Origin of the sequence: Parasphingopyxis sp. (assembly GCF_052168295.1) — a bacterium.
Taxonomy (GTDB): domain Bacteria; phylum Pseudomonadota; class Alphaproteobacteria; order Sphingomonadales; family Sphingomonadaceae; genus Parasphingopyxis.
Genome location: NZ_JBQLZN010000051.1, coordinates 35,043 through 51,155, shown reverse-complemented (window position 1 = coordinate 51,155; position 16,113 = coordinate 35,043). Strand labels below are relative to the sequence as shown.

Annotated in this window: 12 protein-coding genes; all 12 read right to left on the bottom strand. The window is 59.4% G+C overall.

All coding sequences use genetic code 11. The annotated features are described in order from the left end of the window. On the bottom strand, window positions 1-1,134 hold a 1,134-nt coding region (gene wecC, locus ACTS1Z_RS09115), incomplete at its 3' end, for a UDP-N-acetyl-D-mannosamine dehydrogenase (protein WP_442624141.1). Continuing rightward, complete coding sequence (wecB, locus tag ACTS1Z_RS09110) at window positions 1,124-2,242, bottom strand: non-hydrolyzing UDP-N-acetylglucosamine 2-epimerase (RefSeq protein WP_442624140.1); 1,119 nt, start codon at window positions 2,240-2,242, stop codon at window positions 1,124-1,126. The genes wecC and wecB, both read right to left, overlap by 11 nt. Window positions 2,243-2,328: 86 nt before the next feature. Next, entirely contained in the window at window positions 2,329-4,116 is a 1,788-nt protein-coding gene (locus ACTS1Z_RS09105; protein ID WP_442624139.1) for a glycosyltransferase family 4 protein, read from the bottom strand. A gap of 355 nt (window positions 4,117-4,471) precedes the next feature. Continuing rightward, window positions 4,472-6,124: a GSCFA domain-containing protein gene (locus tag ACTS1Z_RS09100; protein ID WP_442624138.1), complete on the bottom strand. Its 1,653-nt coding sequence runs from the start codon at window positions 6,122-6,124 to the stop codon at window positions 4,472-4,474. A 303-nt stretch (window positions 6,125-6,427) separates the two neighbouring features. After that, window positions 6,428-6,901, bottom strand: a complete 474-nt coding sequence (locus ACTS1Z_RS09095; RefSeq protein ID WP_442624137.1) for a hypothetical protein — start codon at window positions 6,899-6,901, stop codon at window positions 6,428-6,430. A 182-nt stretch (window positions 6,902-7,083) separates the two neighbouring features. Beyond that, complete coding sequence (locus ACTS1Z_RS09090; protein ID WP_442624136.1) at window positions 7,084-8,082, bottom strand: hypothetical protein; 999 nt, start codon at window positions 8,080-8,082, stop codon at window positions 7,084-7,086. Window positions 8,083-8,103: 21 nt separating this feature from the next. Further along, window positions 8,104-9,162 (bottom strand): dTDP-glucose 4,6-dehydratase, encoded by a 1,059-nt coding sequence (rfbB, locus tag ACTS1Z_RS09085; protein WP_442624135.1) that lies wholly within the window; start codon window positions 9,160-9,162, stop codon window positions 8,104-8,106. Continuing rightward, complete coding sequence (gene rfbD / locus ACTS1Z_RS09080) at window positions 9,159-10,019, bottom strand: dTDP-4-dehydrorhamnose reductase (protein WP_442624134.1); 861 nt, start codon at window positions 10,017-10,019, stop codon at window positions 9,159-9,161. Before rfbD ends, rfbB begins: the two co-directional genes overlap by 4 nt. Then, window positions 10,016-10,564 carry a dTDP-4-dehydrorhamnose 3,5-epimerase gene (rfbC, locus tag ACTS1Z_RS09075; protein WP_442624133.1) on the bottom strand — a complete coding sequence of 183 codons (549 nt, stop codon included), beginning with the start codon at window positions 10,562-10,564 and terminating at the stop codon, window positions 10,016-10,018. Before rfbC ends, rfbD begins: the two co-directional genes overlap by 4 nt. Then, complete coding sequence (rfbA, locus tag ACTS1Z_RS09070) at window positions 10,561-11,457, bottom strand: glucose-1-phosphate thymidylyltransferase RfbA (protein ID WP_442624132.1); 897 nt, start codon at window positions 11,455-11,457, stop codon at window positions 10,561-10,563. Before rfbA ends, rfbC begins: the two co-directional genes overlap by 4 nt. Window positions 11,458-11,692: 235 nt before the next feature. Beyond that, entirely contained in the window at window positions 11,693-12,475 is a 783-nt protein-coding gene (locus tag ACTS1Z_RS09065) for a sulfotransferase family 2 domain-containing protein (RefSeq protein ID WP_442624131.1), read from the bottom strand. 186 nt (window positions 12,476-12,661) lie between these two features. Further along, entirely contained in the window at window positions 12,662-16,093 is a 3,432-nt protein-coding gene (locus ACTS1Z_RS09060; RefSeq protein ID WP_442624130.1) for a glycosyltransferase, read from the bottom strand. Between the last annotated feature and the right edge of the window lie 20 nt (window positions 16,094-16,113).

Below are 16,113 nucleotides of genomic sequence, written 5' to 3'. Positions count from 1 at the left end.
GGCCTTGGCGAGCGCCTCCTCGAAACCGGCGAGTCGGATCGAATCGTGCCGCCAGAGCTTTTCCGGAAGCGCATTGACATGCGGTTCGACCGCGCAGATTTCGAAGCCCTCCTCGGCGAGACCGACGGCGATATCGACCGCCGGGCTCTCGCGCAGGTCGTCGACATCGGGCTTGAAGGCGAGGCCCAGGCAGGCAACTTTCTTCGACTCGGTTTTCGCGGCCGCCGCCCGGACCTTTTCGAGCACCGCTTCGGGGCGTCCGTCGTTCACGCGCCGGGCCTCGGCCATCAGGCCCGTCAGGTCGCCATTGTTCGAAATCAGGAACCAGGGATCGACAGCGATGCAATGGCCGCCCACGCCGGGGCCCGGATTAAGAATGTCGACGCGCGGATGGCGGTTGGCGAGCCCGATGGCCTCCCATGGATCGAGGCCGTGGGCTTCGGAGATATTCGCGACCTCGTTGGCGAAGGCGATATTCACGTCGCGATAGGCATTCTCGATCAGCTTCACGAGCTCGGCGGTTTTGGCGTCCGTCATGTGAATCTCGCCCCGCACGAAGCTAGCGTAGAGATCGCGCGCGCACTCTGAATCAGCAGGCGTGAGTCCACCCACGATGCGATCGTTCTGGACGAGTTCGCGGACCATCTGGCCAGGCAGGATGCGCTCAGGGCAGTACGCGAGGGCGATGCTGAGCGCGTCGCCATCTACAAGATCGGGCCGTGCCTCGCGAATGATATCGGCGACGGACTCCGTCGCGCCGAGCGGGCTCGTCGATTCGAGGATCACCAAATTGCCCTTGGCGAGCACCGGGGCGACTGATCGCGCGGCGGTTTCGACATAGGACATGTCGGGCGACTTATCGGCGCGTATCGGCGTCGGTACGGTGATGACGAACGCGTCGGCCGGTTGCGGCTCGGTATAAGCGGTCAGACGGCCGCTGCTCACCGCACCGCGCACGAGCATGTCGAGATCGGGTTCGGGAAAATGCGCACGACCTTCATTGAGTTCTTCGACGATATGCGGCGTCACGTCGCAGCCTTTCACCGTGAAACCGGCCGATGCCAGCGTCGCGGCCGTCGGCAGGCCGATATAGCCCAGGCCGACGACGCAGATCGTTTCGAATTCATGCGGCATGTTTCATCGCCTCTACTATCTGCGCGGCGGCGGTGCCATCGCCAAAGGGGTTCTTGATGGCGCTGACGCGCGCATATTCGGTATCGTCGTCCAGCAGTCGCTCCGCTTCGCCGACGATCGTATCGGGATCGGTACCGACCAGCCGGCAGGTACCCGCCGCGATGGCCTCGGGGCGTTCCGTCACGTCGCGCGTCACAAGCACGGGCTTGCCGAGCGACGGTGCCTCTTCTTGGATACCGCCCGAATCGGAAATCACCAGATGCGCCCGGTCCATCAGATAGACGAAAGGCAGATAGTCCTGTGGCTCGATAAGATGGACAGCGGCGGTATCAGCCAGAACGCCCTTTGCAGCACGCTGCACGTTGGCATTGAGATGCACGGGATAGACGATCTCGACATCGCCGCGCTGTGCCAGACGCGCCAGCGCCTTGCACATACATTCTAGCCCGCCGTCGAAATTTTCGCGCCGATGGCCGGTCACGACGATCAGCCGCTTACGGGGATCGAGAAAGTCGAACTGCCGATCGAGCGAAACCTTTTTCGTGCCGTCGGCATGGATATCGTCAACAACCGAGAGCAGCGCATCGATCACCGTATTGCCCGTGATGTGAATATGCTCCGGATCGACGCCCTCCTTGCGCAGCGCGTCACTCGCGGTTTGAGTCGGCGCGAACAGCCAGCGCGATACGAGGTCGACGACGCGGCGGTTCATCTCTTCGGGCCACGGAGCGGTCAGATCGCCAGTTCGTAAACCGGCTTCGACATGGCCGACCGGGATTTGCGCGTAGAAGGCTGCCATCGCCGCCGCCATTGCCGTCGTCGTGTCGCCATGGACCAGTACGGCGTCAGGCTTGCGCGTCGCGAGTACAGTCTCAAGCCCCGTCATCGTACCGACGGTCACGTCGGTCAACGATTGCTCGGCTTTCATGATATCGAGATCGATATCGGGTGTGATATCAAAAAGGGCCAAGACCTGATCGAGCATGGACCGGTGCTGACCGGTGACGCAGACGATCGTTTCGAAGGCCGGGTCGGCGCGAAACGCCCTGACGACGGGCGCCATTTTGATCGCTTCGGGGCGCGTGCCGAAGACTATGAGAATCTTCATGAATGTCCCCAACCCAGCCGCTTCGGCCCTGTGCGTCTCCGGCACGGTCCTAGCCGAAAATGCCTAAAGCGGACCTAACAGCGCAGTCAACGGTCTGCGCCAAGGGCTGAGCGAACCGCCTGAATATTCTCCGGCACATCGAAATGCCCTTCGACCAAAGCCCGTAATCTGGCGCCATCTTGCGGCTCCGCGTCCGCCGCACGCCGATATGCAGTGTCGACCGATTCGCCGATTCGCTCCCAGCTGCGCTCCTTTCGAACAAAATCGCGGGCCGTTTCGCCCAGCCGCGCGCGCAACGCTTCGTCCTCGACGGCGCGGCGCAGGGTCGCACGCAGGTCATCGATGTCGTCTTTCTCGAAGATCAGGCCGGTGCTTTCATCTTCTACTATGTCCCGCAGTGCCCGGACGCTCGAACAGATGACCGTTTTGCCCATGGCCATGGCTTCTAACGGCTTAAGCGGCGAAACGAGTTCGCAGACCTCGAATGCCCGGCGCGGATAGGCGCAGATATCGAGGAGCGCGTAGAAGGCCCGCGCCGTGTCAGGCGGCACGCGATCGACGAGACGGATATGCGTACCCAGGTCGAGTGCTTCGATCTGGCGTTCCAGATCATATTCGATGGTTCCTGGCTGGGTGCGATTGGCAGCTTCGGCCCCGACGATGAGTAGCCTGATACGGTCATTCTCGCGGATAAGCGGCGCGACGGCCGCCACCAACAGATCGATACCTTCATAGCCGAGCATCGCGCCCATATACCCGATCAAGATCTCGTCCGGTTCGATCTCGAAATGGCTTCTCAGCGCGTCCTCGGTCAGGCGTGGTTCAAAACGCTCAGGACCGACGCAATTTGGGATAAGCGTGACGCGGTCCCGGTTGACGCCCATCTCGACAATCCTGTCACGCATCGCCTCGTTGAGTGTCAGGACCTGGTCGGCCATAGCCAGAACCATGGTCTCGAGCGCATCGTCGCGCCGTCCTTGCGGGCTCGTTGAGAAACCGGGCTCGCGGGCGTCGCGCGTGATCGACCAGAAGCTGCGCACCTCGTAAACGAAGGCGAGGCCCAGCCGGCGTGCCGCGATCGCAGCGGGCAACCCGGTCCAGAAATTCGTGGCCGCATGGACCAGCCCGATATCGTTGGCCGCGAAAACGCGTTCGAAATAGTCGGCAGCCTCGGCAATATAACCATACGCACGGCCGCGACGGCCAAAACCGTTCTCGAAATGATAATAGACGTCACCGACCTGCTCGCTCGCGGGCACGTCATCGACCGCCCCCGCATTATCGCTGGGAAAGCCGGGGCGAGCGAAGACGGTCATCGATCGCCCCCGTCGCAGCATCGTCGCCGCCAGCGCATGGCTGCGCATCGCATAACCGCCCTGCGCATGCGGCAGTGCGTTGTGAAGGCAATAGGCGATTGCCCAGCTCTCGGTTCGCGATTTGGGTTGGTTCGTGGCGATCTGGTTCAACTCGTCGGCGAGGTCCCCATAGGCGCACAGTTCCGTCAAATGATTGCGAAAAGCGCTCTCGGCAAGGCCGGGTTTTGCCGAGAGCGCCTTTTCTGCGGCTATTATGGCGGCGGCATAATCCTGCGCCTTGGCATTGGCGTAGGAGAGAAGGCGAAGAAGGTTGGGCGATCGCCGGATTTCCAACGCGGCCTGCAACAGACGGGCCTCCGTTTTGTTGAAGCCCAGGCGTTGCGCGATCGTGCTGCCGCCGCACAACAGGTCGAAAATCTGCGTTTCGGCTATCGCTGATCTATATGGGCGCTCAAAATCTCGGCCCGAACAGATCGACGCGAGCATATCGATCAGAGCGTCTCGCTTCGCCGCGCTACCCGTCGCGAACGGGATTAGCGGATCCGGTAAGGATCCCACGAAACACTCGATGGTGTCGTGCCCGGACAGTCCTGTAAGCACTACATCATCGTGCGGACTGAAAAGCAGCCATGTTTGGATCGCGCGTCCGTCGGCAGCGATCTGGCGAAAACCGGGATTTTCTGGCTCGAACTCAAGCCCCATTGCTTCATCGCGCTCGCGAGCAACCGCCGTGATCCACAACCAACCGCTTTTCCCCTCACGCAATCGAATGCTTGAACCGCGGACCGGGAGTTCGCACCGGATCATGCGGTCCGCATCATGCACTATTACAGAAACCTGAGGTACAACCGGGCGTTGATTATCTGACGCGACACGCACGGTCGGGAAAGGCGCTGCCAGAGGCGCGTCCGATTCAGGAGAGCGCATTGTCGATACGCCTCTTCAGGCGGCGGATCTGCCGCATTTGCCAGTCCGTTTTTCCATGCACGCCGCTGATTGTTTCTTGGGCCTCCTTATGTCGATCCAGGGCGTAAAGACAGGCAGCGCAACTGATCACCGTCGCGATATGCCTGTCGGGCCGCGCAGCAGCGGTCAGCAAGCGGTCAACCGCAAGATCGTGGCGACCCATGACATGTAGTGCACGGCCCACAGTCGCCTGGGCATAGGCCATGTTACGCGGCTGATACTCGATCCATTCCTTTTCCGCCTCCACCAGCCTGCCTGCGGATCGCATGGCGATGGCGGCTTCGATATAAGCTTGCCAGTGCGCGGTGTCCTTCAGGTCACTATGGCAGAGCGGGCGCAGAATCTCGAGCGCGCTTTCGGGTTCTCCCAAAGCAATGAGACTGCGACCCGCAAGCGTTTGCATCGCTGGCCGCTGGTCCTTCTTCGCGACGTTGAGCGTTCTTTCATACTGCTGCTGGTCGTAAAGAAACTTCGCATATTCCAAAGCGAAGGCTGGCGAAGTTTCGGTGGCATCGGAATGCTCGGCGAAGAATTTTTCGTCGCCGGACGCTCTCGCTTCGCGCGCTCTTTCCGCCAACAGCAACGCCTCGGCCGATTCGGCTTGTTCTGGCTCCAGTTTGCTCAATATTGCGGAAGCGTTCGTCTCGTTACCGGTGAAGGCGTTGACCATGCGTTCGACGTTGAGCGCGATCATATCATTGTTTACATGTACGAAATCGTCGGCCCAAGCGAAGCTTCGGTTGCTCAGGGAAACGGTTTCGAAACTCGGGAAGTACGATACTTGCGGCGTCTCCGCGACAAGCTGTTCCGCAACGGCACGCAGCACGGACTTCGAATAGCTGTTGGCCGTTATCACGTCCGTTCTCCGGTGCGTGGCCATCATGGGAACTGGAGACACGGTCAGAACGACCGAGAGGCCGTTTTTCGAATTGGCGAAAGCGATATCGAGCGCTTTGCGTAGATAGGAATAGCATTCCTCGAAAGTCAGCACATGCAATGCAAAGCGGTCTGGTTGATGCTCGAGCACCGAGGGCAACGGGCCCGTATTCAAGTAGCTCTCGGTCTCCTTGTCCCACCATAATTCGACGAGGCCGAGCGTCATAATCATCACCGGGCATTCAGCCAGGATGCGTGTCGCATTGATCAGGCTCCGCCGGCGCTTCAGCACCGTTTCGAGCGGTGCTGGCCGAATACTGTTGACCATGTGGAGATCGATATATTTGTCGGTGCCGGTGGCGACGATGTTTTTCCGTTCGTCGTATTGCTGTTCGCCGAAGGCCCATGCGAATTCGTTGTAGATTGAAGGCGTCCCGAAATTGTTGACGATTTCGAAGGGCAGGTCGGCGAACTCACGTTGGCGGAACAACTCGCGCATGGGAATCCGAAAACCACGTTGGACCAGCTCGCCTTCGACGTTACGCGCAAAGCAGGAGCCGATGGTGAAAATCTTCTCACCGGGGGAAAGCGCGAAAGGTACCTCGAACGCGGGGTTTGCCACCGGCTCGACTCGGTTCTCGGTATTGCGCGACCCCCAGGTGGCAAATTCGTTGTCTTTCCGGATTTGCACCGCTTCGCGGGCATCGATCGAGACTAGCGGCATGGGTGAGCTCTGGCTTTTCCGGCTGTGTTTGAAGCTAGCGGCATCTCGAGCGCCTTCTTTGATCTACGAGCGACAGTATCACAATTGATATGATGACGTATGTCGGCCTCGTGTCAGATTGGAGAGGGGCGGCCGTGACGGCCAGTTCTCTTAGCCCTCGCCCCTATGCACGCCTTGTTTGAGTCGGCAATGTCGCGACGGCTCTGCAGACGTTATAATGTAGGTTCGGTAGGACGGATCGACTGGCGATCTTGCTCAAAGGTCGAAATTGCTGATTTGTCGCCGATTCTCTATGCAACTTGTTCAAACTTTCGAGCTCTCGAACGGGCTCAATAATCTACGCATGAAGGAACTGTGGCCTCGCTGCCCGTTTTTCGCTGACGCGTACAGGTTTTCGAAATATTGCCAATTTCTCTCCGGCTCGAACAGTATTTGCATTTCTCCATGATCGCTTAAGGCCCTGTGCAGCATGATACCGAGCGATCTTTTTTCCGCCGCGATAGCGTTCTCCTGCTCGGCGCATGTGATTTCCACCAAATTGCAGCTGTCGTTTGAGCGGATATCTTCGATCGTCTTGAAGCTGTCTCGTTCGATATGCTCCGCTAATTCCTTGTCGCCCGCCAATATGCGAAACTGCTTGCGTTCGGATTGTGCGGCAGAAGGCAGGAAAAGCTCTAAAGTTACCGACGCGCCGGGCAGAATTTCTATGAGCGCTCTGGTCGAGAGCCAGCCGTCCCGAAAGCCGCCAGCTCTGACGATAAGAAACTGCGTCGACATGATATCACTCCCAGACCGGCATCGCGGCCGTCCTGTAGGTTCGGGTAAGTCCTATATGCGGGTTTTTTCTAGTAGCTCAAGCCATTTACGGCGTGATGCGCCGGGCCGGGGTGCGAAACGACGTACCATCCTGATCCAACATCCTTTCGATACATGCTGAAGGCTCACGCGTCCCCGTTATTCTAAGAGATATAGGGCGCCATCGTATCCCGGAACGCTTCCTGATCGTTTGAAGCAATATCGAACTCGGCGAGGCAATCGAAGAATTGCCGCGCGGCGTCTTGGGATATGCGAAGAGGTTCCGGTCGGTACTGTGACTGGACGCAGTCTGGTTCCCCGTGATTTTTGACGAATTCTCGATCGCGCTTCAGGGACAGTTCGAAACGGTCTGCCGCTCCCACCGAGAACAGGAGACTACCGCTTGTCGGGATCGCTTTTAAAGCGCGATTCTTGCGTATTTGCACGGATAGGCGTGCCAGTTCTTCGCTATTCTCCGTGAAACGGTTTGCTGCGAGGATCCCCAATGTCGTGAGTGGTGGCAGCGAGGGATTTCGCCGCGGAATTTCTCCTTCGAACGGCTCCAATCCGAATGCCGACGTCATGCGATCGAGGTAAGTCGCCCGCGGATGGTAGGATAGCAAGCGGACAGGAAAGCCGGCATTTTCCCACTTCTCGATGATTGGCGCATATTGGAGCGAAGACGCTATTTCGCCGAGATAGGTGTCGGGATCGCGTGTCTCGGCGCAAACGGCGTCTTTGATCTGTTGATTGTAGAGCGACGATGCGAGTTCGAGATGGCTGCGGTAGACTGCGACTATTTCGGTATGTTCGAAATGCCGGCCGAGAGCGGCCTGCAGAGTTTTGACGAATTCGATACCGTTCTTGCCGCCGAAGACCAGTTCGCTGCTGAGGATTACGTTCGACCCTGAGGCTTTTTCGATCTCGGCTTGAAGAGCCGCGAGCTGCTTCTCGAACGGTTCGATATCTATGTTTCCACGCTTTTCGACGCCGTCAAATGCGAATAGAAGCCTGTGATGGGCGCCGTCCGGCCATTGTCCGGTCTGCGGATACAGCCAGCCGGGGTATTCGCTCTTGCGTATGAGAAACTGAAAGCTGCTGCTGCCGGTCTTTGCCTGCCCGATATGGATGAAAAGTTTTGGCTTGGATGGGGTCAAAGTCATTCGCCGGTTTCCGTGCCCCTATTATGTCTTTGCCGAGACCGTTCGCCACCAGGCTTCATTGCCCAGATACCATTGGATGGTTTCAGACAACCCCTCTTCGAAAGTGCGCGCCGGGCGATAGCCGAGTTCTCCCGCTATCTTGCGTTCGTCGATCGCGTAACGGCGGTCATGACCCAGCCGATCCTCGACATGGGTCTTGAGCGTTTCAGTGCGCTTCCCATTTGCGGCCGCCGCCTCCGGATAGGTATCGGCGATCCCCTGTTCCGTCTCGAAAGCGGTGTCGATCGCGGCGCAAATCTTGTCGATCACGGCGAGGTTCGGCAATTCGGCCCCGCCGCCGATATTGTAGACTTCCCCGCTGCGGCCCTCCGAGATGACAAGATCTATTCCGGCGCAATGATCTGCGACGTGCAGCCAGTCGCGGCGCTGCTGACCGTCGCCGTAAATCGGTAGAGGCTTGCCGTGCAGCGCGTTCAGGATGAAGAGCGGGATCAGTTTTTCCGGATACTGGTATGGCCCGTAATTGTTCGAGCAGTTGGACGTTGTCACGTCGAGCCCATAGGTATGATGATAGGCGCGCACGAGATGATCGGACGCCGCTTTCGACGCCGAATAGGGCGAGTTGGGCGCATAGGGCGTCGTCTCGCTGAAGCCCGGATCGTCAGGACCGAGGCTGCCATAGACTTCGTCCGTCGAGACATGGTGGAAGCGATGTGGCCGCCCGCTGCCCTTGTCCAGCCAATGCGCCTTGGCGGCTTTCAGCAGCGACAAGGTGCCGATGATATTGGTGTCGATGAAGACGTCCGGGCCGGAGATCGAGCGGTCGACATGGCTTTCGGCGGCGAAATGCACGATCCGGTCGACTCCGCGCTCGCCGACAAGTTTGTGGACCAGCTCGAAATTGCGGATATCGCCCTCGATGAACTCGATGCCCTCCACGCCGTCCAAGCTCTCCCGATTGCCCGCATAGGTCAACGCGTCCAGCACGATCACGCTGTCGTCGGGATGATGTGCGCGCCAATGGCGCACGAAATTCGCGCCGATAAAGCCGGCGCCGCCCGTGATGAGGACAATGTTCATGAAAGAGCCTTTTGCTGGTCGAGCATGATACGCAGTTCCTCGCGCCAATGGTTTGCCGGTCCGGTTATCGCATAGGTTGCCGTGCAGTCGAGCAGGCTGCGGGCCGGGCGGGCGGCCGGTGTCGGATAGTCCGCGGTCGTGATGGGGCGGACGGTGCAGCCGTCGATCATGTTCAGCGCGCGCGCTTCTTCCTCGATCGCGGTCGCAAAGCCGTGCCAGCTCGCTTCACCGGCATCGGTGTAATGAAAGACGCCCTCCGCACCGTTCGCTGCAAGCTTCCATAGCGCGCGGGCGAGGCTGTCGGCATGGGTCGGCGTGCCGATCTGATCGGCAACGACGGCGAGTTCATCGCGCTCGCCCATCAGGCGGAGCATGGTCACGACGAAGTTTGCACCACCCGCCGCATAGACCCATGCGGTGCGGACGATCGCCGCGTCGGGAAGCGTCTTCCGGACTGCGTGTTCGCCGGCAAGCTTGGAGCGTCCATAGGCACTGACCGGATGCGTTGGGTCGTCCGGCCGGTAGGGGCGCTCACTGGTGCCGTCGAATACATAGTCGGTGGACATGTGCACGAGGCGTGCGCTCACAGCCTTGCAGGCCTCGGCGATATGGCCCGGCGCCTTGGCGTTGATCAGAAAGGCGGTATCCGTCTCGGCCTCGGCTCGGTCGACGGCCGTATAGGCTGCGGCGTTGATCACGACATCGGGCCGGGTGTTTTTAATTACCGCGAACACTGCGTCGGCGGAAGCGATATCGATATCTTCGCGCGCGAAACTCTCCACGGCAATGCCTTCCGGCAGGTTCGCCCGCAAAGCCCTGCCCACCTGTCCGCCGGCTCCGAAAATGACTGCCCTCATGGGTAGAGCTCTGCGTCTCGCAGCAATGCACCGTTCGCGTCTTTCTCGGACAGGTCGGGCGTCTCGCCGGCGCCGAGGCCCCAGTCGATGCCAATATCCGGGTCGTTCCAGACGATCGACCGGTCATGCTCGGGCGCGAAATAGTCGGTGCATTTATAGAGAAAGTCCGTCTCGTCCTCGAGCGTCAGAAAGGCATGTCCGAAGCCCGGCGGTACCCACAGCATGCGCTTGTTCTCGGCGCTCAGTTCATACGCTACATATCGGCCGAATGTCGGCGAGGAGCGTCGCAGATCGACGGCGACATCGAGTACGGCACCGCTCGTCACGCGCACGAGCTTACCTTGTGCCTGCCGGATCTGATAATGGATGCCGCGCAAAACGCCTTTTGCGGACCGGCTGTGATTGTCCTGCACCCAGGGCCCCAAGATGCCATGATCGGCCATGGTGTTTGCGCGCCAGCTTTCGAAGAAGAAGCCCCGGTCGTCCGCGAAGACTTTGGGTTCGATCAGTTTTACGTCGGCTATGTCCGTGTCGATGACCTTCATGCGATCTTCTCGCCGGCAATCTGGAGCAGATACTCGCCATAGCCGCTTTTCCGCAGATCACGGCCGAGCGCGCACAGCTGGTCCCGGTCGATGAAGCCCTTGTACCAGGCGACCTCCTCGGGGCAGCAGATTTTCGTCCCCTGCCGCTCTTCGACGATACGCACGAACTGGCTTGCATCGGTTAGTGCGCCATGGGTTCCGGTGTCGAGCCAGGCGAAACCCCGTCCCATCATTTCTACGTTCAGCGCCCCAGCCTCGAGATACAGCCGGTTGAGATCGGTAATTTCCAGCTCGCCACGAGCGGACGGCTCGAGAGACGCCGCCATTTCGCATACATTCTCGTCGTAGAAATAGAGGCCGGTCACGGCATAGCTCGATTTCGGATTTGCTGGTTTCTCCTCGATGCTTTCCGCCCGGCCCTCACTATCGAACGAGACCACGCCATAGGCTTCCGGATTGCTGACCAGATAACCGAAAACGCTGGCCCCATCCCGCCGCGCGTCGGCGCTCAGTAATAGTGGTTCAAGGCCATGGCCGTGAAAGATGTTGTCGCCGAGGATCAGCGTGGAAGGCGCATTGCCGACAAAATCCCTGCCGATTATGAAGGCTTCGGCGAGGCCGTTGGGTTCCGGCTGGACGGCATATCGGAGGTCGATGCCCCATTGACTGCCGTCGCCCAGCAGATTCTTGAATTGCGGCTGATCGTGCGGGGTCGTGATGATCAATATCTCCCGGATGCCCGCCAGCATCAGGGTGCAGAGCGGGTAGTAGATCATCGGCTTGTCGAAAACCGGCATCAGCTGTTTCGATACGGCAATCGTCAGCGGGTGCAGACGGGTCCCAGACCCGCCCGCGAGAATTATGCCGCGCCGCGCTGTAGTCTGGTCAGTCATGCAAACTCTCGTCGTTTCGTGTGCGAGTTGCCGTCGCGCGACCCGTGGAGGAATATGGTCCGTTTTTCAGGATATTCCCGCAGCGACGCGGTACCGAGCCTTGTCGGGTGTTTCAATAGAGATGATCGACGATAGCGTGGCTATGGTGGCGCACTGTTGCCAACATCGACGTGTCCTTCAAACGAAGACGAACGTGGTGGTCAGGCTGCCGGCCTACATTTAGCGAAGCCGCGCGCTACGCCCTTTGCGCCATCGACACGGCGTCTTCATGCGCGGCATCGTTGAATGCCGCTGCGGCATAGCTATCCGCCACCAGATTGTAGAGCACCAGATCGTCCACATTCGCACGCACCATCCTGTCGAACAGATTGTCGCCGATTTCGGCGCGAATATCCTCGACGCGTACGCTTGGAGTGCGCGTATCGTCAGATGTCACATTCTCCCGGGTGATGAGTGTCTGAAAATCCGGGAAGGTCGGCCGCAGCAAATCTGACAGTCTGTTGATCGAGGCGGTATATTCCTCGACCAGACCGATGAATGGCAGCTCGCGGATGGCTCTCTGGGCGCGGGCAAGCTGAGAAGTGTCGCTGTCGAGATCGAAGAAGCTCAAGCGGTGTGTCTGAAAGTTTCGGACCTGCTTGGCTCCAGGCGTTTCGAGCAAGGCTTCTATATAACCAGCGAAGTCATGATCGCGCGCCAATCGCGAGCCGAGTGTGTCGGCGCCTTGTTTACGCTCGAACACATAGGCGGATTTCAGCCGCAGCAGCGGGTGTCTGACAAACACAATGGGGAAAACCTGCTCGGTGCCAAGGTCTGGTAACGGCATGAGCGCCGTGTGAGACGATAGCACTCTGAGTTCCGGCTTTTCACGGATAAACTCTGCGACCCGATCTGCGTTCGTCGCGCCGCCCTCGATGTCGAACTCCTGCTCGAACCATCCCTCGCCGAAATTCGTCCGGAGCATTGCGTCGACCGACGTGCCCGCATTCTTAAACAGATGATAGTGGACGATGATCATGCGCTATCTTCAGGATTCTGCCCGTTCCCCATCCGATCATTAGTACGAACCGGGGCGTTACAATAGCCTTACTCTAACCCGACCGGTGGATTTCCGCTGGATGCCGACTGAAAGATGGCGAGAAATGTGCGGCAGCGTGGTGCGGCCGGGCGCCGTGTCCGAAACTCATGGAATGCGGCAGCACGTTCAAACATAGATATCGACCGAACTCAGGACATCGCGCATCTCTCCGGTGCCGCGCTCGAAGGAGAAATTCGCCTCGACAAACTCCAGGGCGTTATCGCGTATCCTGTTCCAGAGCTTCTCGTCGGTTTGCAGCATCTCGACCGCATCTATCCATTCCCGCTTGCTGTTCGCGGTCAGGCAATGCTCCATGTGCCGCAGTGCCATGCCTTCGGCGGACACGTTGGACAGGATCGTCGGTATCCCGTGCGCCATGGCAGAAATAACCTTGCCTTTGATACCGGCTCCACTGGTCAACGGAGAAACGAATATTCGATGTCGCCCGTAGGCGTCGGCGATGTCTTCGACGAAACCTTCGATGTCGACATTGTCGTGCGAGACCGTCTTCGACACACTATCCCAGCCCGAGCCGTACACGTGAAGATGGTTGTCGGATTTCGATGCGCGCAAACCGGGCGCTATCGATTCCGCGAAATGTTCTACGGCCTCCGCATTGGGCGGATGGCGATAGCTGCCGACGAAACATAGGCCAGAGCGTTCCTTGAAACTGGCGCCGCCGGGCTTCGTGTCCTGCACCCAGGGCAAGAGCTCGACCTTGGCCGCACTGCCGACGAGCGCGCTTATGATTTCGATCTCCAGATCGTTGTAACTCAGCGTGAGATCTGACCGCTTTATCACCTCGAGCTCGGCTTCGCGGATCCGGTGTGCATTCTCCTCGGCGCCGCCATCATCCGCTGCGAGCGATTTGCGCATTTCGCGCAGGAAATGCAGGTCCATGATGTTGAGAACGATCTTCGCCTGCGGCGCATATTTGCGGATCGGCTCGATCAGCGGTTCGAGCGTCGCGTAATCATATACGTAGACCATATCGAATTCCGACCCGCGCTGGATCAGGAAATCCTCGACACTGCTTGCGAAAGGCGCGTGGATGCATTCGATGCCGTGGCGGTACAGGTCCTGATTGTAGCGGCCCATATATACGCAGTTGCCCGGCAGGTGCGTCACCTTCATGCCCAGCGCTTGCATCATTTTCATTTCCTGTAGCAGCGCGAAGCTCCCCGCGTCGTGATCGGGGCGCGCCAATGTCCAGCTGATGGCGAGTACACGTCCGGTCGCGGTGCGATCCTTCTGCAAATCCTCCCGATCCCATTCATCGCCGTGGGACGCATAGGCCCGTGCCCAGCGCTGTTTGAATTTGGGATGATTGATCTTCTGGAAGCGCTTCAGGCCCGTGTCGGTATTTTCGTCAACGCCGTTCGAGACGCCCTGGACATGGTACACTTCGGAGGGCGCGCAATAGATGGTACGCAAGCCGAGTTCGCGCACGGCAAAGCTGTACCAGGTATCTTCGAAATAGGCCGGGCGCAGCGTGTCTTCGAAACCGCCGATCTCGTTCCAGACCTCGACCGGCGTAATCAGCGCCGCGCCGGACAGATAATCGGCATCGCGCGAATAGGTGAAGCGTGGATCGCGCGCGTTTTTGCCGCGCCCGTAATTGGCCGGGGTCCCGGTGTTCCAGACGATCCCGCCGGCATCCTGCAGGCGCCCGTCGGGGAACAGCAGCTTGGAAGCGGCCGCACCGGTGCCGGGAAATATCTCGAATACCTTGACGAGCTCGTCGATCCAGTTCGCGGTCGTTTCCACGTCATTGTTCAGGAAGAGCAGATATTCGCCCGATGCATGGTCCGCGCCGTCATGACAGGCGTCGATAAAGCCGCCGGCCGCTTTTCGGGATACGACCGTTATGCCCTTGTGTTCCGCGAGCCGCTCCGCCGTATCGTCGGGGGAGCCGTCATCCACGACGATCACCTCGAAATCGACGTCGTTGCGGGCAAGCAACAGCGAGCACAGGCAGTGGAACGTGACCGAATATTTGCCGTGCACGGGGATGATGACGCTGACCAGCGGTTTTTTCGGCTGTTCGAAATGCAGGGGAAAGAAGTCTGCATTATGCTCGAACCCTCGGGCGATGACGTCCCGGATCCCGGGCAAGCGCCGCATCAGCCACTTATCCTGTGACGAAAGCCTGTCCCGGTCGGCGAAATATTCGAGCTGGCTCTCATAGGCCCGCATCCAGTCGGCGGCGCGCGGGGAGATCCGCCTTTCGAGCGGCGGCATGCAATAGGTTTCCATCGTCGACCATTGGACGCTGTGATGCGCGATCGTCGAATAGTCGCGCGCCATCACCTTGCCGGTCCTGCGATCGATCACTTCGATCAGATGATGGCCGCCATCCAGATAATCCGCAGGGATGGTAAACAGGAATGTGCGGAACCCCTGAAAGCTGCGCACATATTTCGTGCCGATCGTCTCGCCGTCGATACGTACGGAGATGGTGCCGAAAAACTCCCGCACCTTGATCTTCAGCGTCGGTGTTTCGATGGCGAAAACCTGTGCAACCGGAGATCCCTTCGGACTTGGAATTTCATATTCAAGCAACGGCGCGCTCTGGCCGTCTTGCCAAAGCGTAATTTTCGACAGGGTCTGATCGTCGGGGCGCAGGCTGGCGTCGGCGACATAAACGGTCCGGGTCGGATCGGCGATGATGGCGCGCAGCGGTGCGAGGTCCACGCTGTCGCCGGTCCAGCCCTCGCCAACAAAGTCTTGGCCGCGCATGAGCGCGGGCTCGCCGATCCTGAGTTCGATCTGCCCCCGTTCGCTATCGATGTCGCCGGCCGATAAGCGGATCACAAACAACATATATTTGGCGTGGGGCGGAGCCACGGCCTGAAGCGAAATTGACTCTACGAATTTCTCGGCATCCTCTCCCGCATTGGTCAGCAGCTCCCGAGATTCGGACGCGATCAGTGCGTCGTCGCCGTCGCGAAATTCCAGGGAAACCCTGATATTCGCCGGGCGCTTGTTGAGCGGACCGTCGATCTGAAACCGGCAGCGCAACTGGCATTTCTCGCCCGGTCTTACCGGAATATTTTTGCCCCATACGGGATCCGAATATATCAGAAAAAGCCGGCCTTCCTGGCCGCCGTCGCCGGCTGTGACAGCTGCTTTCAACGAGCGTCCGTTCGTCGGCGCTACCGGACCGTCCTTTTCCGCAACTGGAGAAAGGGCGACGCTTTCGAAGCCCTGAAAACTGGTTCGCCAATGTACCGCATGATCCCGGAAAGACGGATCTTCGACGAGGTTGATGGACTGCAGCAGCTCGGCGATGCTCTGGACTGGGCGACACGGGCCGACGCCTTCGACGGTAAGCTGCTCGGGGGGCTCGACCTCCGGACCGGCAATGAAAAACTTGCCCTCGCGCATATGGACCAATTCCCATCCCGCCGATTGCGCAACCTTTTTGGGCGGAGCGGCCGGCCCTTCTTCCCTTGGCTTGGCCGACATTTCTGGATTAGCCGCGGCGGGTGCGGGCGGCGGCGGGTTCTGGGTCGGCTTGTCGCCGAAATAATGCTTCAGCTTTTTCAATCCGCCCATTGCCGGTCCTTCATGCCGCC